This window comes from Pseudomonas fluorescens (genome assembly GCF_902497875.1).
In the GTDB taxonomy this organism is placed as follows: domain Bacteria; phylum Pseudomonadota; class Gammaproteobacteria; order Pseudomonadales; family Pseudomonadaceae; genus Aquipseudomonas; species Aquipseudomonas fluorescens_BR.
Map to the genome: position 1 here is coordinate 1 of NZ_CABVHY010000009.1, position 23771 is coordinate 23771.

The window sequence follows — 23771 nt, forward strand, 5'->3', positions numbered from 1 at the left end:
GCGTAGGAGCTGCCGAAGGCTGCGATCTTTTCGGCGGACAATGCGTTGCCCCGACGGACGCCAGGTCAAAAGATCGCAGCCTGCGGCAGCTCCTACAGGGGATTGGCGAACCGACGGGCAAACGCGGTCGGCGTAGGAGCTGCCGCAGGCTGCGATCTTTTCGGCGGACAATGCGTTGCCCCGACGGACGCCAAGGTCAAAAGATCGCAGCCTGCGGCAGCTCCTACAGGGGATCGGCGAACCGACGGGCAAACGCGGTCGGCGTAGGAGCTGCCGCAGGCTGCGATCTTTTCGGCGGACAATGCGTTGCCCCGACGGACGCCAAGGTCAAAAGATCGCAGCCTGCGGCAGCTCCTACAGCTCTTCAAGCCGCCGCTCGATAAATCGCCGCTCAGGCAGCTGTCGAGTCAGTTCGAGGGCACGCTGATAAGCCGCCCTCGCCTGCTCGACCCGCCCCAGTTGCCGGCAAAACTCCGCCCGAGCCGAATGCGCCAGGTGGTAGTCGAGCAATTCGCCGCGCGCCAGGATGCCCTCGATCAATTCCAGCCCCGCCAACGGGCCATCGCGCTGGGCCAGGGCCGCTGCGCGATTCAGTTCGATCACTGGCGAAGGCAACGCCCGCAGCAGCACGTCATACAGGCCGACAATCTGTGCCCAGTCGGTTTCCCCGGCAGTCGACGCTTCGGCATGCACCGCGGCAATCGCCGCTTGCAGACAGTAGGGACCAAAGCGCCGGGTGCCCAGCGCCCTCTCCACCAGCCGACAACCCTCGCCGATCTGTTCGGCATTCCACAGCGAGCGGTCCTGTTCATCCAGCACAATCAGCTCACCCGCCGCTGAGGTCCGTGCCGGGCGGCGCGACTCGTGCAGCAGCATCAGCGCCAGCAAGCCCATTACCTCAGGTTCCGGCAGCAGCTCCATCAACAAGCGAGCGAGGCGTATGGCCTCTGCGGTCAGCTCTTCGCGGGTCAACTGCGCGCCCATCGACGCCGAATACCCTTCATTGAACACCAGATAAATCACCCGCAAAACACTGTCCAGACGCTCCGGCAACTCGGCCAGGGACGGCACTTGATAAGGGATCTTCGCGTCGCGAATCTTCGCCTTGGCGCGCACGATGCGCTGGGCGATGGTGGCCGGTGTCGTGAGAAAAGCCCGGGCGATTTCCTCGGTGGTCAGGTCGCAGATTTCCCGAAGCGTCAATGGCACCTGGGCATCCGCTGCCAGGGCCGGGTGACAACAGGTGAAGATCAAACGCAGGCGATCGTCTTCCACGTCGTCCTCGCTCCAGTCGGCCTCTTCAAGCTCTTCCAGCTGGTTGACCAGGGCGGCCCGGGAGGCACTGAAACGCGCCCGCCGACGCAATGCATCAATGGCCTTGAAGCGCCCGGTCGACACCAGCCAGGTGCGTGGATTATCCGGCACACCGTCACGCTGCCAGCGCTCGACCGCGACGAAAAAGGCTTCGTGCAACGCCTCTTCGGCGAGGTCAAAATCACCGAGCAGGCGAATCAGGGTCGCCAGGATCCGTCGCGACTCGGTGCGATAGACCGTCTCGACCAGAGTCTTGACCGAGCCGTTCGCTTGGTCCGTCATCAGTCGGGCATGCCTTCGGTGACCAGTGTCACCAGCCGGTCCAGGCTTTGCCCCCAGCCATCATGAAAGCCCATCGCCTCATGGGCTTGGCGATCCTCTTCCGTCCAGTGCATGGCGCGCGCGGTGTAGAGGGTCTTGCCATCGATATCGTCGAAGGTCACTTCGGCGGTCATGAAAGGTTTTCCGGATGGAATCCAACCCGGTTTAAAGGCGTCAGTGAAGACAATCCGCCGCGGCACGACAATCTCCAGAAACACCCCCTGGGTCGGATACTCGCTGCCGTCCGGCGCGCGCATCAAAGTCCGAAACAGGCCGCCGACCCACAGTTCCATCTCACACTCCGGCGTCGTCATGCCATGGGGGCCCCACCACTGCGCCAGCAACTGCGGCTCAGTCCAGGCGCGGAATACCTTGCGGCGCGGTGCATCAATCAAACGGCTGATGGAAAGTTCGAATTCTGCGGGCTGCGGTGGAGCCAGTGGAGCGTTCATCGGGGGTCTCCTGCTGATGATTGTTCTCAGGGATTCAGTTCACGTACCGGGCGCACCTCGACACTGCCGACCCGGGCCGCCGGGATATTGCCGGCGACCTGGAGGGCTTCATTGAGGTCCTTGGCATCGATCAGATAAAACCCGGCCAGTTGCTCCTTGGTTTCAGCGAAGGGACCATCGGTGATCGACAGCTTGCCGTTGCGCATGCGCACCGTGGTTGCGGTCTGCACCGACTCCAGCGCCTCGGCGGCGAGCATCCGGCCACTGCCCTGCACCGACTCGGCGTAGGCCATACACTCAGCGTCCTTCGGGCTCTCGGGCAGACTGTGCAGCAGGCGCTCGTCGCTATAGACCAGGCATAGGTATTTCATGAAATTCTCCGTCATCAAGCTGATCAACTATGGCTGCTGATTCACGGTTTGGCGAAAAACCCGACGATCAGGGTTGCAGGTCGAACAGCGTCGTACCGCTCAGCATGTCGAACGGTGCCGACCAGTGCTCATGCACCACCAACCATTGGCCGTTGATGCGCTGGTAACCGGCGGTCACCCGCATCCAGCAGGCTTTGCTTTCGCCTTTTTCGTCTGTTCCGCCGCAATGGGCCAGCCAGTGGGCAAAGGCGATGTCGGCAGCGGGCACGACGTGCAGTTGGTGAAACTCGAAAATGCCCGGGCCGGGGCAGACTTTCATGCACTCTACCCAGTGCGCGCGGTAGGCCTCTTTGCCCTTGAATTGCAGCGCAATCACGGCGTCGAACGAGGTGATGTCGTCCGCGTAAAAGCTGACGATTTTTTCGATATCCTTGTCGACCACGGCTTGCTGCCAGGTTTCGATCAGGGCGCGGATTTCAGTTTCGGTGTTGAGCGTGCTCATGATGGTTCTCCTTGCGATTGAGTTGCAGAAGGTCATCGAGTCGCCTGATGGGCGAGGTGTAAATCGTGAAGACACCCATAGTCGTATGGAAAAAACCAAAATCGACATGTTCGACCGGTTGCCACAAAAATATTTTTGCCTGCCGCAAACTCGATAGAATCGGCCTCTCACCTTTGCCGGAAAACGGACACCGCCAGTGAACACTCAACTTGTGCCCTACGAAAGCCTGACCCCGGTTCAGCGCCGACAAGTCGAAGCCATCGAAATCCACCCGCAGCAAAGGGAATTCTCCGGCGATATCCACGGCGCCTTGCACGCCCTGCAGTCCAACGCCAACCCCGGCGTTAAAGGCTTTGCCCTGCTGGCGCAGGAGGTTCCGGTAGCCTTCCTGCTGCTCAAACGGCCACCGTGCCTTCCCCATTGGGCCGACAAAGACACCGCCACCCTGCACGCCCTGCAGGTCGACCACCGCGTTCAAGGCAAAGGTTATGGCAAAGCCTGCCTGCAAGCCTTGCCACACGTCGCTCGCCAGGCCTGGCCGGAGATCAACGGCTTGATGCTCTCGGTGGACGCCCACAACGAAGCGGCGCTCAACCTGTACCTCAAGCTCGGATGGGTCGATACCGGCGAAGCCTACAAGGGCCGGATCGGCTATGAGCGCAGGCTGGCCCTGGCGTTCTGAACCTGCAGCACCGATAAATTTCGGACGAACTCCGGGGATCCCGACAACAGTTCTGTCGCGTTGTGCGCTTGCGTGCCCCATGGCCATACAGAGGCTATCGATGCGCAACGCAGGCCTTTTGTATGAAGCCCATATCGATCAAATCCGGGGCCGTAAAGCTTTCATATAAGCGCTAGCAATCACCCAGCGTTCATATTATTTCTCTGTGCCTCGACGATCCGCGACGCCAACGGCACAACAGCTTGCTCGCATCTCGTCTCACGTACAGGACCCTCATCATGAGCAATACTCAAATCGGCCTACTCATATTGTTCGGCATAAGCTCGCTAGGTTTTATCACGCTGTATATCGATTTTCTGCATGAGCGCCGCGTCAAAAAAGACAAGTAACCGCACGCGCCCCTAAAAGCTTCACCCTCATGAAACAGAGCACGGCGTGGCGCCGCACAGGCCGCACGCCGCGCCTTAAAGCCCCACGAGGCGATAGCCTACCTGCAGCTCGGTGATGAAGTGCTGCGGCTGCGCTGGCTCAGCCTCCAGCTTTTGCCGCAAGTGGGCCATGTGCACTCGCAGATAATGAGCACGCTCGACATAGTCCAGGCCCCAGACCTCCAGCAATAACTGACGATGGGTCATAACCCGGCTCTGCCCTCGAATCAGCGCACACAGCAAGCGGTACTCGATGGGCGTCAAATGAACCGGCGTGCCTTCGCGCCAGACCTCATGGGTGGCCAGGTCAACGTCGATATCGCCGAACCTCACCTTGCTGGTCGCTGCGACCGTCCCCGTTTGCGCATGCCGCCGCAGCTGGGCACGAATACGCGCCAACAGCTCGGGCACGCCGAACGGTTTGACCAGGTAATCATCTGCGCCGGCGTCCAGGGCCGCGACCTTCTCCTCCTCCCGGTCACGGGCCGACAACACCAGAATCGGTACCGCCAACCAGCCCCTGAGCTCGCTGATCAAGAGTTTGCCATCACCGTCGGGCAAACCCAGATCGACGATCACCAGATCCGGTTGGCGACTGGCCGCATGGATCAAGGCGCGTTTCATGCCATCGGCCTCGAACACTTGAAAACCTTCGTCCTGCAACGCAATGCCGACGAACCGGCGAATATTGGCCTCGTCCTCGACGATAAGGATCCGTGCACTGGTCATAGCGATTCCATAGAAGGCGGATGACCCGCCGGCAAAATGATGGCGAAGGTGATGCCATGGTCGGTGTGAGGTTGAGCCTCGATGCGGCCACCATGGGCTTCGACGATACGTTTGACCAACGCCAACCCCAGGCCGATGCCCGATACAGCCGACTCCTGCTGACCACGGGTGAAGGGTTCGAACAGGCTGTGAGGGGCGCTGCCCTGCGGGAAACCCGGTCCGGCGTCGATGACTTCCAGCAGGATATTGTCCTCGACCTGGCGAGCGGCAATCCGTACCAGCGTTCCGGCCGGCGTGTACTTCGCAGCATTGTCGAGCAGGTTGACCAACACCCGTTCGATCAGCAGTGCATCGACTTCGACCAAGGGCAAATGCGCAGAAATTTCGGTACGTACCACATGCCTGGCCAGCGGCTCACGCAGTTGGCGCAAGGCACTGCCGACGATCTCTTCCAGCGAATGCCATTGCCGATTGAGGCGTACACCGCGCTCCTGCATCCGGGCCATGTCCAGCAGGTTTTCGATCAGCCGCTGCATGGAAGTGGCCTGATCGTGAATACCGAACAACAGGTCCGCCAACGGCCCGGGTGGCGCGTGGGGAGCCGCCGCATCGGCGGCACCGATGATGGTGGTCAAGGGGGTACGCAAATCATGGGAAATCGCCGCGAGCAAGGTGTTGCGCATGCGCTCGCCCTCCATTTGCACCAAGGTGCTTTGAGCCACTTCGACGAAGTGCACGCGCTCAAGGGCGATGGCCAGCTGACTCATGCACGCCTCCAGCAAACGTTGCTCTTGCGGCTCATTCAGCCGTTCTGCCTCGGTCAGCTCGAGCACCAGCACACCGCGAACGCGCATCGGCGCCTTCAATGGAAAATAGCAGCCTTGGGCGGCGGCCAGGGTGTCGGTGCCCTTGCCGGCCGGTTGATCATGGTCGTAAGCCCACTGGGCAATACTTTCATCGATCGGGAGTGCACCCGCGCCGATCGCCTGAACGGCATTGGCGGCATCCGGAAGCGCCAGGCCGACCCGCGCTTCGAACACGCCACTGAAGGTGCGCAGCGCGACTTCGCTGATCTGCTCAACCGTCAGCGCCGCTGACAGGTCGCGGGCCAGTCTGGCCAGCGAGGTGGCCCGACGCTCACCGGCGGCGGCGGTGCGTGCTTCATGACGCAGGCGTGCAGTGAGTTGCCCGGTGATCAAGGCGATGCCCAGCATCAGGGCAAAGGTGAAAAAGTACTGGGTATCGTTGACCGTAAACGACCAGCGCGGCTGGACGAAGAAGAAGTCAAAACACAGCACGGCCAGCATCGCCGCCCAGACGCCCGGGCCACGCCCGTAACGCAAGGCAACCAGCACCACCGTGAGCAAAAACAGCATGACCACGTTGGCCAGATCGAACACCTGCAACAACAGGGCGGCCACCGCTGTGGCGGCAAAGCAGGCCAGGCTGGCCCATACATACGCCAGCGCCTTGCCCGGCCGCCCGGGCGCCTCGGGTTCGACCCGGGCCGGGTTGGCCCTGGGCAACACGCCGTGAGCGATGACGATCTGGTCGATTTGTGGATGATGACGGCTGATGCGATCGCTGACCGACTGGTGCCAGAACTGCCAGACCTTGCGCGGATGGTGACCCAGCACCAGACGGTTGGCGTTGTGTTCACGGGCGCAGGCCACCAGTGCCTCAGCCACATCCATACCCGACAATGTGGCCGTGTCGGCACCGAACTCGGCTGCCAGCGCCAGCGTCTTCATGGCCGCCGCGTAGCGGGCCGCCCCCGAACCCCGGCGCTGTGCGGACGCCACATGCACGACGATCCAGTCAGCCTCAAGCTTCTGGGCCAGGCGCGCCGCCCCACGAACCAGGCGTTCATCCGATGAGTCGCCTGCCACGCCGACCAGCAATCGTTCTCGAGCCGGCCATAGGGTATGGATGGAGCGCTCGCGGCGATATACACGCATCTGCGCGTCGACCCGATCGGCCGTACGTCGCAGTGCCAGCTCGCGCAAGGCCAACAGGTTGCCCTTGCGAAAGAAATGCCGAGAAGCGCGCTCGGCCTGAGGCGCCAGGTAGACCTTGCCTTCCTTCAACCGGCGCAGAAGATCATCCGGCGGCAGGTCAACCACCACGACTTCATGGGCATCATCGAAAATATGATCGGGAACGGTCTCGCGCACCCGGATGCCGATAATCCCGCTGACGATATCGTTGAGGCTTTCCAAGTGTTGAACGTTAAGCGTGGTCCAGACATCGATGCCGGCCCGCAGCAACTCTTCTACATCCTGCCAACGCTTGGGATGACGTGAACCCGGAACGTTGCTGTGGGCCAGTTCATCCACCAACAGCAGCGCCGGACGTCGCGTCAGGGCGGCATCCAGGTCGAACTCACTGAGGGTGTACTCGCGGTGCAGGACACTGCAGCGCGGCAACTGCTCCAACCCGGTCAACAGATCGGCCGTTTCCCGGCGACCATGGGTTTCCACCACGCCGGCTACCAGATCGCGGCCCTGCGCCGCTTCGTGCCTGGCGGCGCTGAGCATGGCGCAGGTCTTCCCGACCCCGGCATTGGAACCGAAATAGATGCGCAGTTTCCCGCGCAAGGCCGCTTGCTCGTCCTGTTGCAGCTTCTCCAGCAGCGCATCAGGGTCGGGGCGGCCGTCCCGTAAAGCGTTGAACGTGTCAATAACGGACATATCAATCCTTGTGAACTGCGCGGCGCCAAAGGCGGCCCCGCGCAGTCAGTCCTTTCAAACCAGACCGATTCCGGTCAACAGCATGTCGATCAGCTTGATCCCCGCAAACGGCACCAGCACACCGCCCAATCCGTAAATCAGCAGGTTGCGATTGAGCAAAGCGGCCGCACCGATGGAACGATAGGCCACACCCCTGAGTGCCAGCGGGATCAGAAACACAATGATCAAGGCATTGAAGATCACCGCGCTGAGAATCGCCGAGTTCGGGCTGCTCAGCTGCATCACGTTCAAGGCGCCCAATTGCGGGTAGGTAGCGACGAATGCGGCCGGTACGATAGCAAAATACTTCGCCACATCGTTGGCCACACTGAAGGTGGTCAATGCACCACGGGTCATGAGCATCTGCTTGCCGACCTCGACCACTTCAATCAATTTGGTCGGGTTGCTGTCCAGATCGACCATATTGCCCGCTTCTTTAGCCGCCTGGGTGCCGCTGTTCATCGCCACCGCGACATCCGCCTGGGCCAGCGCCGGAGCGTCGTTAGTGCCGTCGCCGGCCATCGCCACCAGCTTGCCTTGAGCCTGATAGTCGCGAATCAGTTGCAGCTTGTCTTCCGGGCGAGCCTCGGCGAGAAAGTCGTCGACACCGGCTTCCACGGCAATCGCCGCCGCCGTGAGGCGGTTGTCACCGGTGATCATGACCGTCTTGATGCCCATGCGCCGCAACTCGGCGAAACGCTCCTTGATACCACCCTTGACCACGTCCTTGAGTTCAATGACGCCCAGGGCCTGCGCACCGTCGGATACCACCAACGGCGTACTGCCGCGTCGCGATACTTCGTCCACTTTGGCCTGGAGCGCTGCCGCAAAGTTGCCGCCTAATGCCTCGACGTGACGGCGAATGGCGTCGGCAGCCCCCTTGCGAATGGTCCGGCCTCCTGGCAAATCGACGCCGCTCATGCGGGTCTGTGCCGAGAAATGCACGAAACTGGCACCCAGGGCATGAATATCCCGGGCACGCAGGTCGAACTTCTGCTTGGCCAGCACCACAATGCTGCGCCCTTCCGGCGTTTCATCGGCCAGTGAGGCCAACTGCGCAGCGTCCGCCAGATCCGCTTCCTTGACGCCCGGTGCCGGCAGAAAACTGCTGGCCTGACGGTTGCCCAAAGTAATGGTGCCGGTCTTGTCGAGCAGCAACACATCGACGTCACCCGCAGCCTCGACCGCACGCCCGGAGGTAGCGATGACATTCGCCGCCATCATCCGGCTCATGCCCGCCACACCGATCGCCGACAGCAAACCGCCGATGGTGGTGGGAATCAGGCACACCAGCAGTGCCACCAGCACAGTGGCGCTGACAATGCTGCCGCTGCCGCTCATGGCCACCGCGAAAATCGAATACGGGCTCAGGGTCACGATCACCAGTAAAAAGAGCAGTGTAAGCCCCACCAGCAGGATGGTCAGCGCGACTTCGTTCGGCGTCTTCTGGCGCTTGGCGGACTCGACCATGGAGATCATCCGGTCAAGGAACGACTCTCCCGGATTGACGCTGATACGCACCACCAACCAGTCCGAGAGCACCCGTGTGCCCCCTGTCACCGAGGAGAAGTCGCCACCGGCCTCGCGAATCACCGGGGCGGACTCCCCGGTAATCGCGCTTTCATCCACCGAGGCCACACCTTCGATCACCACGCCATCCAGCGGGACCAGGTCACCGGCTTCGATCAGCACCATAGCGTCCTTGCGCAGTTCGCTGGCCTCGATCGGTTGCCAGGCAGATCCGTACCTGGGTTGCTGCAACAGCTTGGCCTGGGTCTGGCGTTTCATGCTCCGCAGGCTCGCCGCCTGAGCCCGGCTGCGACCTTCGGCCAGCGCCTCGGCGAAGTTGGCGAACAACACGGTGAACCAGAGCCAGAGCGTGATGCTCAGGATGAAACCGCTGGGGGCTTCGCCTTTGCCACTCAGCGATTGAAACCACAGCAGCGTGGTGAGAATACTGCCCAGGTAGACCACGAACATGACCGGGTTTTTCCACTGCGCCTGGGGCAACAATTTCTTGAATGCATCCAGGCACGCGGTGAGCAATATCCCGCGGTCGAACAACGGCAAACGCGCTTTCTTGTTACTCATGGTTGTTTCTCTTACTCACTGGCCGCAATGGGTTGCTGATGCACGGAGACTCGTGCATCCAGCGCGAGGTTGAGTTGCAGCACATTGACCCGGGGTTCACCGAGCAAGCCAAAGGTGCGCTCAGCGGTATGGGTTTGAACCAGTTTCAACAGATCGCCCTCGGGCAACCGACGCAACCGCGCCACCCGAGCCACCTGAATCTGTGCATTGGCGACCGAGATGTGCGGGTCCAACCCGGAAGCGGACGCCGTGACGGCATCCACCGGAACCTGCACATCGGCGCCCAGGCCGTTCTGCAGACGGTACGCCGAGACTCGCGCCGCGACCGCGTCGATCAGCTTCTGGCTGGTCGGCCCCAGGTTGCTGGCACCGCTTGAGCCGGCGTTGTACGGCTGCGCCGCGGTCTTGCCCGGATCCAGCGGATCAACGCCCATGGTCATGCTTGGACGCCCCTGGAAATACTCGGGCCGGGTGAAGTGTTGGCCGATCACCTCGGAGCCGATCAGCAGACCGCCTCGTTCAATGAGGCTGCCCTGGGCCTGAAACGGGAACAGCACATTGGCCACCAAGGTGGTGAACATCGGATAGGCCAGTCCCGTCAGCAGCATGAAGAACGTCGCCGAGACCAGCACCGGGCGCAGCAACCCCCTGAACAACGGTTTCGTTTGTGTTGGCGATTTCGATTGAATTTGAGTTGTCATCACAGCTCCTTCACTTGTACGTCTGGCCGGACAGCAACTGCAGTTGCTCCACCAGCGGGCCGAGCGCAAGCGCCGGCAGGAAAGTCAGACCGCCGACCACCAGCACCACGAACACCACCAGGAACATGAACAACGGTGTCGCGGTAGGGATAGTGCCGGCACCGGCCGGTATGCTCTTCTTCATCGCCAACGAACCGGCGACCGCCAGCATCGGCAGCATGGTGAAGAAGCGTCCGAGCAACATGGCCAGGCCGATGGTGGTATTGAAGAACGGCGTGTTGGCATTCAACCCGGCGAACGCCGAACCGTTGTTGGCGGTGCCCGAGGTGTAGGCGTACAACACCTCGCTGAAGCCATGGGGTCCCATGTTATTGAGACTGTTCATCGTGTCCGGCCACAGCGCTGCCAGCGCGGTAAAGCCGAGAATGCTGATCGGGTGCGCAAGCACCGAGAGCATCACCAGTTTTATCTCTCGGGCCTCGATCTTCTTGCCGAGGAACTCAGGGCTGCGACCGATCATCATGCCGACCAGAAATACCGTCAGAAGCGCGTACTGAATCAGGTTGATAAAGCCCACGCCGTCACCGCCAAACACGCAGTTGAGCATCATCTGCGCCAACGGCACGAAACCACCCATCGGCGTCAACGAGTCGTGCATCGCGTTCACCGAGCCGGTGGTTGCACCGGTGGTGGTGGTCACGAACAGGCTGGTGTCGGCAATCCCGAACCGCAGCTCCTTGCCTTCCATGTTGCCGCCGCTCTGGGTCGCCGACAGCATTTGGTCCGCGCCCACTCGGGTCAACAACGGGTTGCCGCTTTGTTCGGCGCTGTAGACGATGCTCAGAAAGCCGACAAACATCACCAGGAAGGTGCCGAAAAACACCCAGCCCTGACGCCGACGCATCAGCATGCTGCCGAAGGTGTAGGTCAATGCCGAAGGAATCAGCAACATGCTGAGAATGTGCAGGATGTTGGTGAGCGGCGTCGGGTTCTCGAACGGGTGCGCGGCATTCATGCTGAAGAAGCCGCCACCGTTGGTGCCGATGTGCTTGATCGATTCGAAGCTCGCTACCGCGCCGACGATCAGCTGTTGCTGCGCGCCCTCCAGGGTGGTGACCAGTGCTTGGGAAGACAGCGTCTGCGGCATGCCTTGCCAGACATAGACCAGCGCCATGACAAAGCACAACGGCAACATCACCCGATACAGCGTGCGCGTGAAGTCCACCCAGTAGTTGCCGATGTCGGCCGAATTGGCCCGGCTCAACCCGCGAATGAAACCCGCTGCGGCCACCACGCCGGAGGTGGCGCCGACAAACATCAGGAAGGTAATCACCGCCATCTGGCTGAAGTTGGACAGACTGGTTTCGCCTGAATAGGCCTGCCAGTTAGTGTTGGTAATGAAGGACGCTGCGGTGTTGAACGCCAGGTCCGGTGTTTGCGCAGCCAACCTCAGAGGGTTGAGCGGCATCACACCTTGCAGACGCAACAACAGATAACCCAGCAGCATCATCGCCGCGTTCGACAACAACAGCGCCGAACCGTAACGCGCCCAGCCCATGGTCTCGCTGGTATCAATACCCAACAGGCGATACGTACAACGTTCCGGCAACCCATGGGCAACCCCGGTAAACACCCGGGTCAGCCACTTGCCCATCAGCACGGCGAGCCCGGTCATTACACCGAGAACCACCGCAAATTCCAGCAAAGTGCTCAACATGTCGATGCTCCGTTCAAATCTTGCCCATGGCGACGATGACCATGGCTGTCGCTACAAAAAACACTAGGGTCACACCCACAAAAATCAGGTCGTACATTACCGATTTCCTTTCTCGGGACAGCCCACGCGGGCGGATACAGAAGCTTGTGGCGCAACACCTGCGACCATCAGAATTTTTCTGCACGGATGAGGGCGTAACCCAGATAGACGAACAGCGAAACGGCGCAAAGGCCGCTGGCGACGTAAATGAATTCGAGTGTTAACAAGACAGCTCCCCTTAACGAAACGGAAGGCGCTGTCGACGGCATAAGTAGCGTGTTTATGACTGTCGACAGGCCAGGCCAAAGCGCCCGTGACCGGACGCAAGCAGGGAGTGTTCATTCGGAAAATACCGTAATACCCCCGACCTCCCCTTCGCCTTGCAGGTTAAGTGAGGGGGTATCAAGGTCGGGCACTGATTGGGGGGGACGGCATTAAGACGGCGTATAGATTGAGCGCAAACGGCTCGTGCGGCGGATCAGGGCGCAGAATCAAGGGCATCGAGGAACGGGCGCCACGGGTGACCCGTTCCTCGACTATGTCTATCAGCCCTCCTTGAGCGGCAGCCAGATTTCCAGAGTCCCTTCCTCTGTCTGCGGATCGAAGTCCGCGCTGTAACGTTCAAACTCCGGCGCATCCGCGGCTTCATGGGCGGACTTGGGCAACCAGGTTTTCCAGATGTATTGAAAGGTCTGGGGCAAGGTATCCAATGGGCCTTTGTGCTCGAACACCGCATAGTATTGTGGCTGTACTTCAATCCAGCGGTACTGCTCAGGCAAGTCATCGAGCTTGCTGATTTCGACTCCCGCGATGTATTCAAAACCGCCTTTACCGTCCGGGTTACAGCAGATGCCGTAGGTCTCGTCGCCCTTCTGGCCCGGGACTTTGCCGATATGCGGAATGAATTTTTCCCAAAGCTGTGGGATGCCCTGGGTTGTCTCGGTAGTAAAGCGCCCGCCAAGCCCCGCGATCAGCAGAAAATGTCCATGTTCAAAACGCGGTTCAGGCCGATCGGAATTTTTTTGCTCGTCCATGAAAGCAACCTCGATAGGTGAAAAATGGGTTCGGCTGGGAGTATAGAAGCCAACTCGATTTTCCCCAATCAAAGACCTGGCAGCTCAGCGACAGCCGCCGGACCGATAAACTCGTTATAGCCAGAAACGATCACGTAGACCGCGAAATAGCAGAAGATCGCTGCAGATGCCATATAGGAATACCGCAGCAGTTTGTCGCCCAACAACTTGCCACCATGGGTGGCGGCCAGGCATAAACCGATCACCCAGACCAACCCGGCACAGAAGAACCCTGCCAGAAACAGCGCGGAACTGAGCAGACTGCCACCGCCCGAGCGGGCAATGAGCGTCCCGCCTACCGCGGCGAACCAGAGGATGGCGCTCGGCGACGACATCGCCAGGAAGATCCCGCGGAAAAACTCCCGGCGATGGGAACCGCTGCTGACCTCGCCTGCTTCGGCCAGCGTCGCTTGATGATAGATCGCCGAATGAATCATCTTCGCAGCGAAGTACAACAACAGCGCCGAGCCGCCGATCCACAGCACCCAGCGCACGGCTGAGTACTGCAGCAGTACGGTCATGCCGGCCAACGCCAGCAGTGCGTAGATCAAATCGCCGACGCAAGTCCCGAGCCCCAGGGCAAAACCCTGGAAGTACCCACGTTGCATGGCGAGGGTGATCATCGCGATATTGGCCACGCCGATATCCAGGCACAAAGAGAGGCTCAGCAAGAAGCCACTGGTAAATTCCATCGTTCATTCCATCGAATGGGGTGAATTGTCGGCAGGTATCAAACGCAGTGTTTAAAAGACTTTTTGACGCAGCTTGTTTAACCCGAAGCGGGCGCACGTTGTTCCACAGAACACTGCGCCGGTGGTAAATGTGCCGAAAGTTGGCGCAAACGGCCATCGAAATATTTGATTACATGCGCTGGACAACCTGCCACCCCAGCCCTTATCGTGCGCTGCAGGCCACCGCAGTGGCCAACGTCGCTCGGACGGTTCCGGGCGCTTACGTACCAGAGGCAACAATGGCTGACCAAGGTTCGCCGCGCCGCTTTGCGCGCATAGATCGACTCCCCCCTTACGTATTCAACATCACTGCCGAGCTGAAGATGGCCGCCCGTCGTCGTGGCGAAGACATCATCGACTTCAGCATGGGCAACCCCGACGGCCCGACGCCGCCGCATATCGTCGAAAAACTCTGCACCGTTGCCCAGCGCGAAGACACCCATGGCTACTCCACGTCCAAGGGCATTCCGCGCCTGCGTCGGGCAATCGCCAATTGGTACAAGGATCGCTATGAGGTCGACATCGACCCGGAAAGCGAAGCCATCGTCACCATCGGTTCCAAGGAAGGCCTGGCGCACCTGATGCTCGCCACCCTCGATCAGGGCGACACGGTGCTGGTGCCGAACCCCAGCTACCCGATCCACATTTATGGCGCGGTGATTGCCGGCGCCCAGGTGCGTTCGGTGCCACTGATTCCTGGCGTGGACTTTTTCGCCGAACTGGAACAAGCGATTCGCGGCTCGATCCCGAAACCGAAGATGATGATCCTCGGCTTCCCGTCCAACCCGACCGCACAATGCGTGGAGCTGGACTTCTTTGAGCGGGTCATCGCCCTGGCCAAGCAATACGACGTGCTGGTGGTCCACGACCTGGCCTACGCCGATATCGTCTTCGACGGCTATAAAGCCCCGTCGATCATGCAGGTGCCGGGCGCCAAGGACATCGCGGTGGAGTTTTTCACCCTGTCCAAGAGCTACAACATGGCGGGCTGGCGCATTGGTTTCATGGTCGGCAACGCCGAGCTGGTCAACGCCCTGGCGCGGATCAAGAGTTACCACGACTACGGCACCTTCACCCCGCTGCAGGTCGCGGCCATCGCGGCGCTGGAAGGTGATCAGCAGTGCGTGAAAGACATCGCCGAGCAATACCGGCAGCGGCGCAATGTGCTGGTCAAAGGCCTGCATGAACTGGGCTGGATGGTCGAGAATCCAAAGGCCGCGATGTACGTCTGGGCCAAGATTCCCGAGGCCTACGCGCACCTCGGCTCGCTGGAATTTGCCAAGAAGCTGCTGGCGGAGGCCAAGGTCTGTGTGTCGCCGGGAGTGGGGTTTGGTGAATACGGCGACGACCATGTGCGCTTTGCCCTGATCGAAAACCAGGACCGGATTCGCCAGGCAGTGCGCGGGATTCGCGGGATGTTCAGGGCGGATGGACTGGTGCCGAAAACCAGCGCCATTTAATCCGAAACACCCCCTGTAGGAGCTGCCGCAGGCTGCGATCTTTTGATCTTGGCGATGTCAGGTTCGCTAAAAGATCGCAGCCTGCGGCAGCTCCTACGGGAGTTCGGTCAGATCACCAGCGACAGCAACAGGATAAAGATCAGGGCGACAATGGAGAGGATGGTTTCCATCGCGGTCCAGGTCTTGAAGGTTTCGGCGACGGTCATGTTGAAGTACTGCTTGACCAGCCAGAAGCCCGCATCGTTGACGTGAGACAGCACCAACGAACCTGCGCCCGTTGCCAGTACCAGCAATTCAAGGTTGACGCCCGGAACCATCCCCACCACCGGCACCACAATGCCCGCACCGGTGATGGTTGCCACGGTCGCCGAACCGGTGGCGATACGAATCACCGCCGCTACCAGCCACGCCAGCAAAATCGGCGAGATCTGCGCGTTCACCGCCATATGGCCGATCACATCACCCACACCGCTGGTCACCAGCATCTGCTTGAAGCCACCGCCAGCACCGATGATCAGAATGATCGCCGCGGTCGGCGCAAGGCTGGAGTCGAGTAGTTTGAGAATTCTCTTCGAATCAAACCCACTCTTGTAACCGAAGGTGTACAGCGACAGCAGCAAGGCCAGCAGCAAAGCAGCGATCGGGTGGCCGATCATGTCCATCCAGTTGCGCACGCCGTGACCTTCAGGCAGCGCCACATCGGCGAAAGTCTTGAGCAACATCAGGAACACCGGCAACAGCACAGTGATCAGGGTGATGCTGAAGCTTGGCAGCGTGGAGGCTTCCGGCTCATGGGCCAGTTGATCCACCAGTTCCTGATTCGGATGACCCGGAATGTATTTGGCGATGAACGTACCGTACAGGGGACCGGCAATGATGGCGGTCGGCAGCGCGACGATCAGACCATAGAGAATGGTTTTGCCGATGTCAGCACCGAATATGCCAATGGCCAGCAACGGACCCGGGTGTGGCGGAACCAGACCGTGAACCGCGGACAGGCCGGCGAGCAGCGGGATACCGATTTTGATCAGCGACACGCCGGTACGCTTGGCGACGATGAACACCAGCGGGATCAGCAGCACGAAGCCGATTTCAAAGAACAACGGAATGCCGACCAGAAACGCCGCAAACATCATTGCCCATTGCACGCGCTCTTTGCCGAACGCCTGGATCAGGGTGCGGGCAATCTGATCCGCCCCACCCGATTCGGCCATCATTTTGCCGAGCATGGTGCCCAGCGCCAAGATGATGCCGACGAACCCGAGAACGCCACCGAAGCCGTCCTGGAAGGCCTTGATGATCTTGTCCACTGGCATGCCCGAGGTCAGCCCGAGGAAACCGGCAGCAATGATCAACGCAATGAACGGGTGCATCTTGAATCGGGTGATCAATACGATCAGTCCGATGATGGTGACCACTGCGTCGACTAGCAGATAGGTCTCTTGGGACATGCCAAACATAGGGGGTGTCTCCTGTTTGTTGTTTTTATTAAAGTGGATTTAAACCGTCTGCTAATGGGATAGCGCTATCTCTATAGAGCAAAACTTAATCCTTAGGTTCCAGACCCTGTTCGAGCCACCAGGCATTGGCCAGCTCGGCAAGGTGTTCAACACTGTGAATGGACGCGTCGAGGGCCAGGGTCAAGGGTTCGCCCACTGGCGACTCGAGCGTGGCGAACTGACTTTCGATCAGTGTCGAAGGCATGAAATGGCCCGGACGATGGGCGACGCGCTCGGCGGCAACCTGGGGAGTCAGTTCAAGAAATACAAAACCCAACCCCGGCAAGGCGCGGCGAAGGCGTTCACGGTAGATAAGTTTAAGAGCCGAGCACGTCAGCACCGGACGCTGGCCACTGGCATCGACGCGGCGCAACTCATCGCACAGGCTATCGAGCCAGCCAGCACGGTCGTCGTCGTTCAAGGGAATGCCCGCGCTCATCTTTTCGATATTGGCGGCAGGGTGGAAAGTGTCGCCCTCAATGGCGGTGGCGCCGCTGAGCTGGCAGAGGGCCTCACTCACACAGGTCTTACCGCAGCCGGCGACGCCCATGATGACCAGGGCGGTGATGGGTTGATTCATGTAACACCTCAGCACGCAGACAGCGCTACCTTTGCTAAAAAAACTCTAGTGCAAAAATAGATTCTGCCGACGCCTTCTTGTCATTTTTATGGGTTGCAGCGCGTTCTGTTTCGTCGCTTACGAGTGGGATCAGGCACGCCACACTCAAGCATTTGCAGCCGCATCGAGACAGCGCTACCTTAGTACCTTGAATATTGTTTGGCAAGCCGTCCGATGAGCTCCTCTAAAAACGATAAAAGAACCCGTACCACGGGACGCCCTACCCTCAATGAAGTCGCGCGCCTGGCCGGCGTCAGTCCGATCACCGCTTCCCGGGCCCTGCGCGGCATTAGCAGTGTGGCTACCGAACTGGTGGAAAAAGTCCAGCAGGCAGCCCTCGAACTGAACTACGTGGTCAACCCCGCAGCCCGCGCCCTGGCCTCGGCTCAGAGCCATTCGGTGGTGGTTCTGGTGCCGTCGCTGTCCAACCTGTTGTTCATCGAAACCCTCGAAGCGATTCACACTGTGCTGCGTCCTAAAGGCTTCGAAGTGCTGATCGGCAACTATCACTACTCGCGCGATGAAGAAGAAAATCTGCTGCGCAATTACCTGGCCTATCAGCCGCGCGGTTTGCTACTGACCGGTTTCGACCGCACCGAAAGCGCCCGACGGATGGTCGAGGTCAGCAACATTCCCTGCGTCTACATGATGGACCTGGACCCCGGTGCCGGATTGAACTGCGTCGGCTTCTCGCAACTGAGCGCCGGCGAGACCGCGGCCGAGCATTTGATCTCACGCGGTCGCAGGCGCCTGGCCTACGTCGGCGCGCAACTCGACCAGCGCACCCTGTTGCGTGGCGAGGGTTTTCGCCGAGCCCTGCAAAAAGCCGGCTTGTATGATCCGGACCTGGAACTTCTGACCCCGCGCCCTTCGTCGGTTGGACTGGGCGGCGAATTGTTCCTGCAACTGATGACCAGCCACCCGCAAGTCGACGCGATCTTCTTCGGTAACGACGACCTGGCCCAGGGCGCGCTACTCGAAGCCATGCGCTGCGGAATCAAAATCCCCCAGCAAGTGGCGGTCCTTGGCTTCAACGACCTGCCTGCCTCAGCCCATATGGTGCCGCGCCTGAGCAGCATCAGCACCCCGCGAGAAGCCATTGGTCGCCGCGCCGCGGAGCAGATGCTGACCTTGATGGCTGGCAATACCGTAGCCAAACCGGTGCAGGATATGGGGTTTGAGTTGATGGTTCGCGAGAGTACTTAGCCTGGTTTCCCGGCTTCGGTGTTGGCAGATCCAGTTTGAGCAATAGCAAGATCAAAAGATCGCAGGCTGCGCCAGCTCCTACAGGACGCAACGCTGTTCAACCACGCCACCCCTCTATAAAAAGGACTCGCCATGCAAGGACTCAACCTACTGCTGACAGGCGCCTGCGGCAGGATCGGCAAGACATTCTTCGAAGCCTCGAAGGACCGCTATAACTTCATCCTCACGGATCGCATCGATCCTGACTTCGCCATCGGCCACCATCGATTCATCGGCCTGGACCTGACCGACAGAAAGGCCCTCGACTCCATACTGGGAGGCATTGATGTAATCGTTCACCTGGCCGGCATTCCTCACGCAACGGCCTCGTTCGATGAACTGCTGCCCAACAACATTCTGGCCACCACCTACCTGTTCGAGGCCGCCGTGGCGGCGGGTTGCAAACGTCTGGTCTTCGCCAGCAGCGCGCAAACTATCGAGGGCTACCCGGTTGACCGGCAGATCACGCCGGGCATGCAAGTGATGCCGGCCAACCTTTACGGCGTCAGCAAATGTTATGGCGAAGCTCTCTGCGCGTTTTACTCCGCCAAACACCACCTCTCCACTATCGCTTTGCGCATCGGCGCCTTCGAGTTTCCGGAATGTCACGAACTGAGCAACGCCCGCGACCTGAGCGCCTGGCTCAGCCCAAGGGATGCCGTGCAATTGCTGCAACGCTCGGTGGAAGTCGAAGGGGTGAAACACCTGATTGCCCACGGCATTTCCAACAATCGCTTCAAGCGTCTGGACCTGAGCGAAACCACCCGGGTGCTGGGCTATCAACCGGTGGATGATGCATTCCAGATGTTTGATTTGCCGATTGAGTATTAGGGGTTCCAGCGTCAAACAGGTTGCCGGCCCTGGTTGAAAACAAAGCGGCCGAAAGCGGCAGGATCTGGCCGCTCGACGTTGCCTTGTCGGCAGACACCTGGCTGCCATCTCCCGCAAAACCGGGGCTGGCAGCACCGGCATGCAATTTGCTCTACCACCTGTCGATACCCACTATCCAGGTGTTCGAATCATGTTGGTCACCCCACAGAAAGCCCTATTGTTGCAGCCCGTCCACCGGTCAGATATGGACCCGACCACGGCCGCCGCCAGTGCGATTCAAAGCGGTTTGATACAGAACGTGCAAAATATCGTGACCAATCAGGTCAATGCGGCAACGTAACACGTCACTACCAAGGTGAGCGACAACATCGACGCTGCCTTCGCCAAAACCCGCGTATTACTGCAAGCCAACCCTCCGGCCACCGGCACACCGGAAACGAGCACTGCCCCCGAGGGAGGCGCGCTGGCCGAGTTCAAGGACTACATGAGCAAGTCTCCTGAAGAGCGGATGCGCGATAGTATTCTCAAGGAGCTGGGGATTACCGAAGAAGAATTTGAGCAGATGCCGCCCGAGAAACAGCAGGCAATCGGTCAGGAAATTGCTCGCCTTCTCCAAGACAAAATCAAGCTGGCCCAGGCCGAAAAAGACAGCAGCGCAACCGACGCACAGGTTACCGACAAGTTTCTGGCTGCGGTCTGACTCATATCCAATTGGGCATGGCGTGGTTCCAAGCAGGGATCGCACCGACAGACAAACGTCGACTTCATCCCCTCTGTGTAATGGCCCTGGGAAATCTTGCAGATCGATTGGTTATTTATTCAGAAATGAAAGCGGAGCCCGATTGACGGGCTCCGTTAAAGACGACTCAGTGACCGAACACACCAACTTTCTTGGCTTTCTTGTCCGCGCGTTTTTCATCGGCGGTTTTCGATGGTTTTTTCTTTGCTGCTTTCTTTGAATCCATGCCTTTGGCCATGATGCACGCTCCACTCATACGGGATGTAAGATGAGGTATAACACCTATTGCGTAGCAGAGTTTCATTTCAGCGATTTATAATTTTTTGCTGCTCACCGCCCTTCATAGAAATTCACTCAAACCATGCCAGAGCTTCATTTCAGCCCGCTTGCCGAGCCGCTACGCCCACTGCTGAACAAGTTCTATCGCCAGCACAATTCGCCGATGCGCGCGGCCAGCAAGGGAGAGTTATGGGTAGCCAAACGGCTGGAAATCATTGCCGGCCTGTGCCTGACACCGGTTGCCGAGGGGCAGTGGCTGACCGGGTTATTTGTCGATCCGGCCTGCCGGGGCCAAAGGATTGCCACGCAGTTGGTGGAGCATGCGCTGGCAACTGTCGACGGGCCGGTCTGGCTGTTTTGCCATCCAGACCTGCAAGCGTTTTACGAGGGTTTGGGATTTGCCAGCGACCCACGACTGCCCCAGTCACTGACAGAGCGTCTGGCTCGCTACGCTCGTAGCAAACCCATGATTGCCCTGGGCATAGAACCAGCGGTTCGATCGACTTCGGGAACTGTGGGGTTGAGCGGTGAATGCTAAAGATCGCAGCCTGCGGCAGCTCCTACGCCGACCGTGCACACCTCAGAATTTAGGGGCGCACACAAATCCTGTAGGAGCTGCCGCAGGCTGCGATCTTTTGAAGCCCACCAAGACTTACCACAGACACTGGACCGGATAATCGACTCAATCGTCCGCGGCAGGATCCAGATCCGGGAACATCACCTCGATAAAACCGAACTTGCTGAAGTCGCTGATCCGCGACGGGTACAGCCGGCCGATCAGGTGATCGCATTCGTGTTGCACAACGCGGGCATGGAAACCTGAAGCGATACGCACGATGGGCTCACCCTTGGGGTCGAACCCTTCGTAGCGAATCTGCTGATAGCGCTCTACGGCGCCACGCATGCCAGGCACCGACAGGCAACCTTCAAAGCCCTCTTCCAGGACCGGTCCCAACGGCGTGATCAGTGGGTTGATCAGGATGGTCTGCGGTACCGCTTCCGCCTCCGGATAGCGCTCACTGTGCTCGAAACCGAAGATCACCAGTTGCAGGTCAACGCCCACCTGCGGTGCCGCCAGGCCAACGCCGCCCACATGCTCCATGGTCTGGAACATGTCATCGATCAACTGCCAGAGCTCCGGGCTGTCGAACATTTCGGCCGGCACCGGCGGAGCAATGCGCAGCAGGCGTTCGTCGCCCATTTTCAGAATTTCACGGATCATGTTTCGACTTCGTCAGTGGTCGGTTTGAGCGAGTGGTCCCGTCCCAATCCCGAAACGTGGTGTTTTTCGTCGTCCCCCAAGTCCTTCTCGCCTGGATGCTTGCCATGGGTCGACATGTGGTCGATTACCGCATTCATTTCCGCGCCGAGCAACAAGGCCGCCGCAGAAATATAGAAATACAGCAGCAATACGATGATCGCACCGATACTGCCATACATAGCGTTGTAATCGGCGAAGGCTTTCACGTAATAACCAAAGCCCAGAGACGCGATGATCCACACCACCACCGCCAGCACCGAGCCCGGCGTGATAAAGCGGAACTCCTGCTTCACGTCGGGTGTGACGTAATAAATCAATGCCACCGCGACCATCAGTAACACCACGATCAATGGCCAGCGCACCAGGGTCCAGACGGTGACGATAAACTCCTCCATGCCGATCTGCCCCGCCAGCCAGCCCATCACTTGCGGCCCCAGGACCATCAGCGCCGCGGCGACCAGCAGCATGCCGGCGATGCCGATGGTGTAGATAATCGACAGCGGAAAGCGTTTCCACATCGGTCGCCCTTCGACCACATCGTACGCCGCGTTCATCGCGCTCATCATCAGCCGCACACCGGCCGAGGCGGTCCACAGTGCAATTACGATACCCACCGAAAGCAGACCGCCCTTGGATTGCTGGAGCTGGTCGATCACCGGGTTCACTTGCTCGAGGGCCTGGGGTGGCAGTACCAGCTCCGACTGCAGACGCAGCCAGGAAAAAAAGTCCGGCAGGTGCAGGAAACCGATCAGGGCGATCAAAAACAGCAGGAACGGGAACAGCGAGAACAGCATTTGATAGGCAAGCGCCGAGGCATAGGTCGACATTTCGTCGTCGACGAACTCGGTGACTGTGCGCGCCAGGACGCGATGCAGCGGCAAGCCTTTCAAGTCTGGAAAAAACATAAAGTCTTCTTTCGCCGCAAATGGGTTGAAGTCAATGGCGACTCAGGGGCTGTTTTGTACATCAAAAGTAGCTCAGTTGACCGCGTTGAAACAATTTCGATTCATTGTTAACTGTAACTGATATGAAAACGGCCATCCGCGGATGGCCGTTCTACTGCAATCAAGCCGTCCACATCAGGCTTTGTCGATGGTTTTCTTGATCGCATCCTTGGCCTTGCCAACGGCTTGCTGGGCTTCGCCTTTGTTTTCCTGGATCTTGCCTTCAGTGCGCAGTTTTTCGTTGTCGGTGGCTTTACCTACGCCTTGCTTGACGTTGCCAACCGCTTCGTTGGCCATGCCTTTCACTTTATCGCCAGTACTGCCCATGATAGTTCTCCTGCAAAGCTTGAAGGGGTAATAGACGCTACGTAAGGGTTGACCCGAGGCCTTTGCGCGGAGTTTCATTTATTTTCCCTGCGTCATTTCATCGCCACGCGCAGGTTTGACTTTATGTTTACCCATCAACCCACGAGAATGCGCGACGTATTCAGGCCGTGGCGCTGAAGATCCAATCCGTAGGAAGGTTATGAAACTCGATAAAACGCAGGCCATTGCCCGCAGAAACCAGGAACTCGGCGGCGCTGTGCTGGGCGTCAACAACTGCCACTTCACCGAACTGAACCGTAACAAGAATATCTGGTGGTTCGATATTCCCGTCAGCCGCCTGGCCATCGGTCAATACGAGTGGATTCACTTGCTGCTACACACCCCGAGCACCGATCAGCTGCTGCACCTGAAAGTGCCAACGGCGTTCCTGCGCGAGAAAATGGAAGGCCTGGTGGTACGCAACCAAGGCAAACGCAAGCCGACCGTCAGCCTGGAACTGAGCGCTGACAAGGACGCGTTCCTTGAAGACGTGCGCCCGGCCGGTACTGGCGTGAATTTTGCGAAGTTTTTGCTGTAACCCGCGAAGTTTCCAGCGCACTACCATCGAAGAATCCGGAATCCGCTACGAATTCCGGATTTTTTTTGCCTGTCACACTCGATCTGGATACTGCTGCGAACAGGTACACA

At 59.4% G+C, this 23771-nt stretch carries 23 protein-coding genes and 1 pseudogene; 7 read left to right on the plus strand and 17 right to left on the minus strand.

The window, feature by feature from the left end:
* Window positions 1-354 precede the first annotated feature (354 nt).
* The 4 genes from F8N85_RS10435 to F8N85_RS10450 all read right to left on the minus strand — a co-directional run bounded on the left by F8N85_RS10435 (window position 355) and on the right by F8N85_RS10450 (window position 2960).
* Window positions 355-1596 carry an RNA polymerase sigma factor gene (locus tag F8N85_RS10435; RefSeq protein ID WP_150803546.1) on the minus strand — a complete coding sequence of 414 codons (1242 nt, stop codon included), beginning with the start codon at window positions 1594-1596 and terminating at the stop codon, window positions 355-357.
* A complete protein-coding gene (locus F8N85_RS10440; protein WP_150803547.1) occupies window positions 1596-2087 on the minus strand; it encodes an SRPBCC family protein in 492 nt (163 codons plus the stop codon). The genes F8N85_RS10435 and F8N85_RS10440 overlap by 1 nt, the downstream gene beginning before the upstream one ends.
* A gap of 26 nt (window positions 2088-2113) precedes the next feature.
* Window positions 2114-2458, minus strand: a complete 345-nt coding sequence (locus F8N85_RS10445) for a YciI family protein (protein WP_150803548.1) — start codon at window positions 2456-2458, stop codon at window positions 2114-2116.
* Between the two features lie 67 nt (window positions 2459-2525).
* The gene (locus F8N85_RS10450; RefSeq protein ID WP_150803549.1) at window positions 2526-2960 is read right to left on the minus strand and encodes a YybH family protein; all 435 of its coding nucleotides are present in this window, start codon (window positions 2958-2960) and stop codon (window positions 2526-2528) included.
* A 196-nt stretch (window positions 2961-3156) separates the two neighbouring features.
* On the opposite strand from F8N85_RS10450, the gene F8N85_RS10455 reads away from it, so the two are divergent.
* Window positions 3157-3642 (plus strand): GNAT family N-acetyltransferase, encoded by a 486-nt coding sequence (locus F8N85_RS10455; RefSeq protein ID WP_150803550.1) that lies wholly within the window; start codon window positions 3157-3159, stop codon window positions 3640-3642.
* Between the two features lie 464 nt (window positions 3643-4106).
* Here F8N85_RS10455 and F8N85_RS10460 read toward each other — a convergent pair whose 3' ends face one another.
* The 8 genes from F8N85_RS10460 to F8N85_RS10495 all read right to left on the minus strand — a co-directional run bounded on the left by F8N85_RS10460 (window position 4107) and on the right by F8N85_RS10495 (window position 13841).
* Window positions 4107-4799, minus strand: coding sequence for a response regulator (locus F8N85_RS10460; protein ID WP_150803551.1), 693 nt, complete (start codon window positions 4797-4799; stop codon window positions 4107-4109).
* Window positions 4796-7489 (minus strand): sensor histidine kinase, encoded by a 2694-nt coding sequence (locus F8N85_RS10465; protein ID WP_150803552.1) that lies wholly within the window; start codon window positions 7487-7489, stop codon window positions 4796-4798. The genes F8N85_RS10460 and F8N85_RS10465 overlap by 4 nt, the downstream gene beginning before the upstream one ends.
* A gap of 54 nt (window positions 7490-7543) precedes the next feature.
* Window positions 7544-9619 (minus strand): potassium-transporting ATPase subunit KdpB, encoded by a 2076-nt coding sequence (kdpB, locus tag F8N85_RS10470; RefSeq protein WP_150803553.1) that lies wholly within the window; start codon window positions 9617-9619, stop codon window positions 7544-7546.
* A gap of 11 nt (window positions 9620-9630) precedes the next feature.
* Window positions 9631-10320 carry a potassium-transporting ATPase subunit KdpC gene (gene kdpC / locus F8N85_RS10475; RefSeq protein ID WP_150803554.1) on the minus strand — a complete coding sequence of 230 codons (690 nt, stop codon included), beginning with the start codon at window positions 10318-10320 and terminating at the stop codon, window positions 9631-9633.
* A gap of 10 nt (window positions 10321-10330) precedes the next feature.
* A complete protein-coding gene (kdpA, locus tag F8N85_RS10480) occupies window positions 10331-12037 on the minus strand; it encodes a potassium-transporting ATPase subunit KdpA (protein WP_150803555.1) in 1707 nt (568 codons plus the stop codon).
* A 167-nt stretch (window positions 12038-12204) separates the two neighbouring features.
* Entirely contained in the window at window positions 12205-12303 is a 99-nt protein-coding gene (gene kdpF / locus F8N85_RS10485) for a K(+)-transporting ATPase subunit F (RefSeq protein WP_150803556.1), read from the minus strand.
* A 318-nt stretch (window positions 12304-12621) separates the two neighbouring features.
* Window positions 12622-13110: a GyrI-like domain-containing protein gene (locus F8N85_RS10490; RefSeq protein ID WP_150803557.1), complete on the minus strand. Its 489-nt coding sequence runs from the start codon at window positions 13108-13110 to the stop codon at window positions 12622-12624.
* Window positions 13111-13178: 68 nt separating this feature from the next.
* Entirely contained in the window at window positions 13179-13841 is a 663-nt protein-coding gene (locus tag F8N85_RS10495) for a LysE family translocator (protein ID WP_150803558.1), read from the minus strand.
* 278 nt (window positions 13842-14119) lie between these two features.
* Between F8N85_RS10495 and alaC the strand changes: the two genes are divergently transcribed.
* Entirely contained in the window at window positions 14120-15340 is a 1221-nt protein-coding gene (gene alaC, locus F8N85_RS10500) for an alanine transaminase (RefSeq protein ID WP_150803559.1), read from the plus strand.
* Window positions 15341-15447: 107 nt separating this feature from the next.
* On the opposite strand, the gene F8N85_RS10505 is transcribed toward alaC, so the two are convergent.
* Window positions 15448-16800, minus strand: a complete 1353-nt coding sequence (locus tag F8N85_RS10505; RefSeq protein WP_150803560.1) for a GntP family permease — start codon at window positions 16798-16800, stop codon at window positions 15448-15450.
* Between the two features lie 85 nt (window positions 16801-16885).
* The gene (locus tag F8N85_RS10510; RefSeq protein ID WP_150803561.1) at window positions 16886-17419 is read right to left on the minus strand and encodes a gluconokinase; all 534 of its coding nucleotides are present in this window, start codon (window positions 17417-17419) and stop codon (window positions 16886-16888) included.
* A 213-nt stretch (window positions 17420-17632) separates the two neighbouring features.
* On the opposite strand from F8N85_RS10510, the gene F8N85_RS10515 reads away from it, so the two are divergent.
* From F8N85_RS10515 to F8N85_RS10530, 4 genes and pseudogenes are all read left to right on the plus strand, one after another.
* A complete protein-coding gene (locus F8N85_RS10515) occupies window positions 17633-18664 on the plus strand; it encodes a LacI family DNA-binding transcriptional regulator (RefSeq protein ID WP_150803562.1) in 1032 nt (343 codons plus the stop codon).
* Window positions 18665-18796: 132 nt separating this feature from the next.
* Window positions 18797-19534 carry an NAD-dependent epimerase/dehydratase family protein gene (locus F8N85_RS10520; protein WP_150803563.1) on the plus strand — a complete coding sequence of 246 codons (738 nt, stop codon included), beginning with the start codon at window positions 18797-18799 and terminating at the stop codon, window positions 19532-19534.
* A 190-nt stretch (window positions 19535-19724) separates the two neighbouring features.
* Window positions 19725-20234 (plus strand): annotated as a pseudogene (locus F8N85_RS10525) (hypothetical protein).
* A 400-nt stretch (window positions 20235-20634) separates the two neighbouring features.
* On the plus strand, window positions 20635-21090 hold the full coding sequence (locus F8N85_RS10530) for a GNAT family N-acetyltransferase (protein WP_150803564.1): 456 nt from the start codon (window positions 20635-20637) through the stop codon (window positions 21088-21090).
* A gap of 144 nt (window positions 21091-21234) precedes the next feature.
* On the opposite strand, the gene def is transcribed toward F8N85_RS10530, so the two are convergent.
* The 3 genes from def to F8N85_RS10545 all read right to left on the minus strand — a co-directional run bounded on the left by def (window position 21235) and on the right by F8N85_RS10545 (window position 23084).
* Window positions 21235-21774 carry a peptide deformylase gene (gene def, locus F8N85_RS10535; RefSeq protein WP_150803565.1) on the minus strand — a complete coding sequence of 180 codons (540 nt, stop codon included), beginning with the start codon at window positions 21772-21774 and terminating at the stop codon, window positions 21235-21237.
* Window positions 21771-22718, minus strand: coding sequence for a YihY/virulence factor BrkB family protein (locus F8N85_RS10540; RefSeq protein WP_150803566.1), 948 nt, complete (start codon window positions 22716-22718; stop codon window positions 21771-21773). Before F8N85_RS10540 ends, def begins: the two co-directional genes overlap by 4 nt.
* Window positions 22719-22892: 174 nt before the next feature.
* The gene (locus F8N85_RS10545) at window positions 22893-23084 is read right to left on the minus strand and encodes a CsbD family protein (RefSeq protein WP_150803567.1); all 192 of its coding nucleotides are present in this window, start codon (window positions 23082-23084) and stop codon (window positions 22893-22895) included.
* 199 nt (window positions 23085-23283) lie between these two features.
* On the opposite strand from F8N85_RS10545, the gene F8N85_RS10550 reads away from it, so the two are divergent.
* Window positions 23284-23661 carry a hypothetical protein gene (locus F8N85_RS10550; protein WP_150641582.1) on the plus strand — a complete coding sequence of 126 codons (378 nt, stop codon included), beginning with the start codon at window positions 23284-23286 and terminating at the stop codon, window positions 23659-23661.
* Window positions 23662-23771 lie beyond the last annotated feature (110 nt).

Excerpts from the sequence above, each read along its gene's own strand:
- F8N85_RS10530 (WP_150803564.1), top strand. The coding sequence starts at position 20,635 with ATGCCAGAGCTTCATTTCAGCCCGCTTGCCGAGCCGCTACGCCCACTG.
- kdpB (WP_150803553.1), bottom strand. The coding sequence starts at position 9,619 with ATGAGTAACAAGAAAGCGCGTTTGCCGTTGTTCGACCGCGGGATATTG.
- F8N85_RS10550 (WP_150641582.1), top strand. The coding sequence starts at position 23,284 with ATGAAACTCGATAAAACGCAGGCCATTGCCCGCAGAAACCAGGAACTC.
- F8N85_RS10490 (WP_150803557.1), bottom strand. The coding sequence starts at position 13,110 with ATGGACGAGCAAAAAAATTCCGATCGGCCTGAACCGCGTTTTGAACAT.
- F8N85_RS10460 (WP_150803551.1), bottom strand. The coding sequence starts at position 4,799 with ATGACCAGTGCACGGATCCTTATCGTCGAGGACGAGGCCAATATTCGC.
- kdpC (WP_150803554.1), bottom strand. The coding sequence starts at position 10,320 with ATGACAACTCAAATTCAATCGAAATCGCCAACACAAACGAAACCGTTG.
- def (WP_150803565.1), bottom strand. The coding sequence starts at position 21,774 with ATGATCCGTGAAATTCTGAAAATGGGCGACGAACGCCTGCTGCGCATT.
- F8N85_RS10445 (WP_150803548.1), bottom strand. The coding sequence starts at position 2,458 with ATGAAATACCTATGCCTGGTCTATAGCGACGAGCGCCTGCTGCACAGT.
- F8N85_RS10505 (WP_150803560.1), bottom strand. The coding sequence starts at position 16,800 with ATGTTTGGCATGTCCCAAGAGACCTATCTGCTAGTCGACGCAGTGGTC.
- F8N85_RS10515 (WP_150803562.1), top strand. The coding sequence starts at position 17,633 with ATGAGCTCCTCTAAAAACGATAAAAGAACCCGTACCACGGGACGCCCT.
- F8N85_RS10545 (WP_150803567.1), bottom strand. The coding sequence starts at position 23,084 with ATGGGCAGTACTGGCGATAAAGTGAAAGGCATGGCCAACGAAGCGGTT.
- F8N85_RS10435 (WP_150803546.1), bottom strand. The coding sequence starts at position 1,596 with ATGACGGACCAAGCGAACGGCTCGGTCAAGACTCTGGTCGAGACGGTC.
- F8N85_RS10510 (WP_150803561.1), bottom strand. The coding sequence starts at position 17,419 with ATGAATCAACCCATCACCGCCCTGGTCATCATGGGCGTCGCCGGCTGC.
- F8N85_RS10520 (WP_150803563.1), top strand. The coding sequence starts at position 18,797 with ATGCAAGGACTCAACCTACTGCTGACAGGCGCCTGCGGCAGGATCGGC.
- F8N85_RS10450 (WP_150803549.1), bottom strand. The coding sequence starts at position 2,960 with ATGAGCACGCTCAACACCGAAACTGAAATCCGCGCCCTGATCGAAACC.
- alaC (WP_150803559.1), top strand. The coding sequence starts at position 14,120 with ATGGCTGACCAAGGTTCGCCGCGCCGCTTTGCGCGCATAGATCGACTC.
- F8N85_RS10495 (WP_150803558.1), bottom strand. The coding sequence starts at position 13,841 with ATGGAATTTACCAGTGGCTTCTTGCTGAGCCTCTCTTTGTGCCTGGAT.
- F8N85_RS10540 (WP_150803566.1), bottom strand. The coding sequence starts at position 22,718 with ATGTTTTTTCCAGACTTGAAAGGCTTGCCGCTGCATCGCGTCCTGGCG.
- kdpA (WP_150803555.1), bottom strand. The coding sequence starts at position 12,037 with ATGTTGAGCACTTTGCTGGAATTTGCGGTGGTTCTCGGTGTAATGACC.
- F8N85_RS10465 (WP_150803552.1), bottom strand. The coding sequence starts at position 7,489 with ATGTCCGTTATTGACACGTTCAACGCTTTACGGGACGGCCGCCCCGAC.
- F8N85_RS10440 (WP_150803547.1), bottom strand. The coding sequence starts at position 2,087 with ATGAACGCTCCACTGGCTCCACCGCAGCCCGCAGAATTCGAACTTTCC.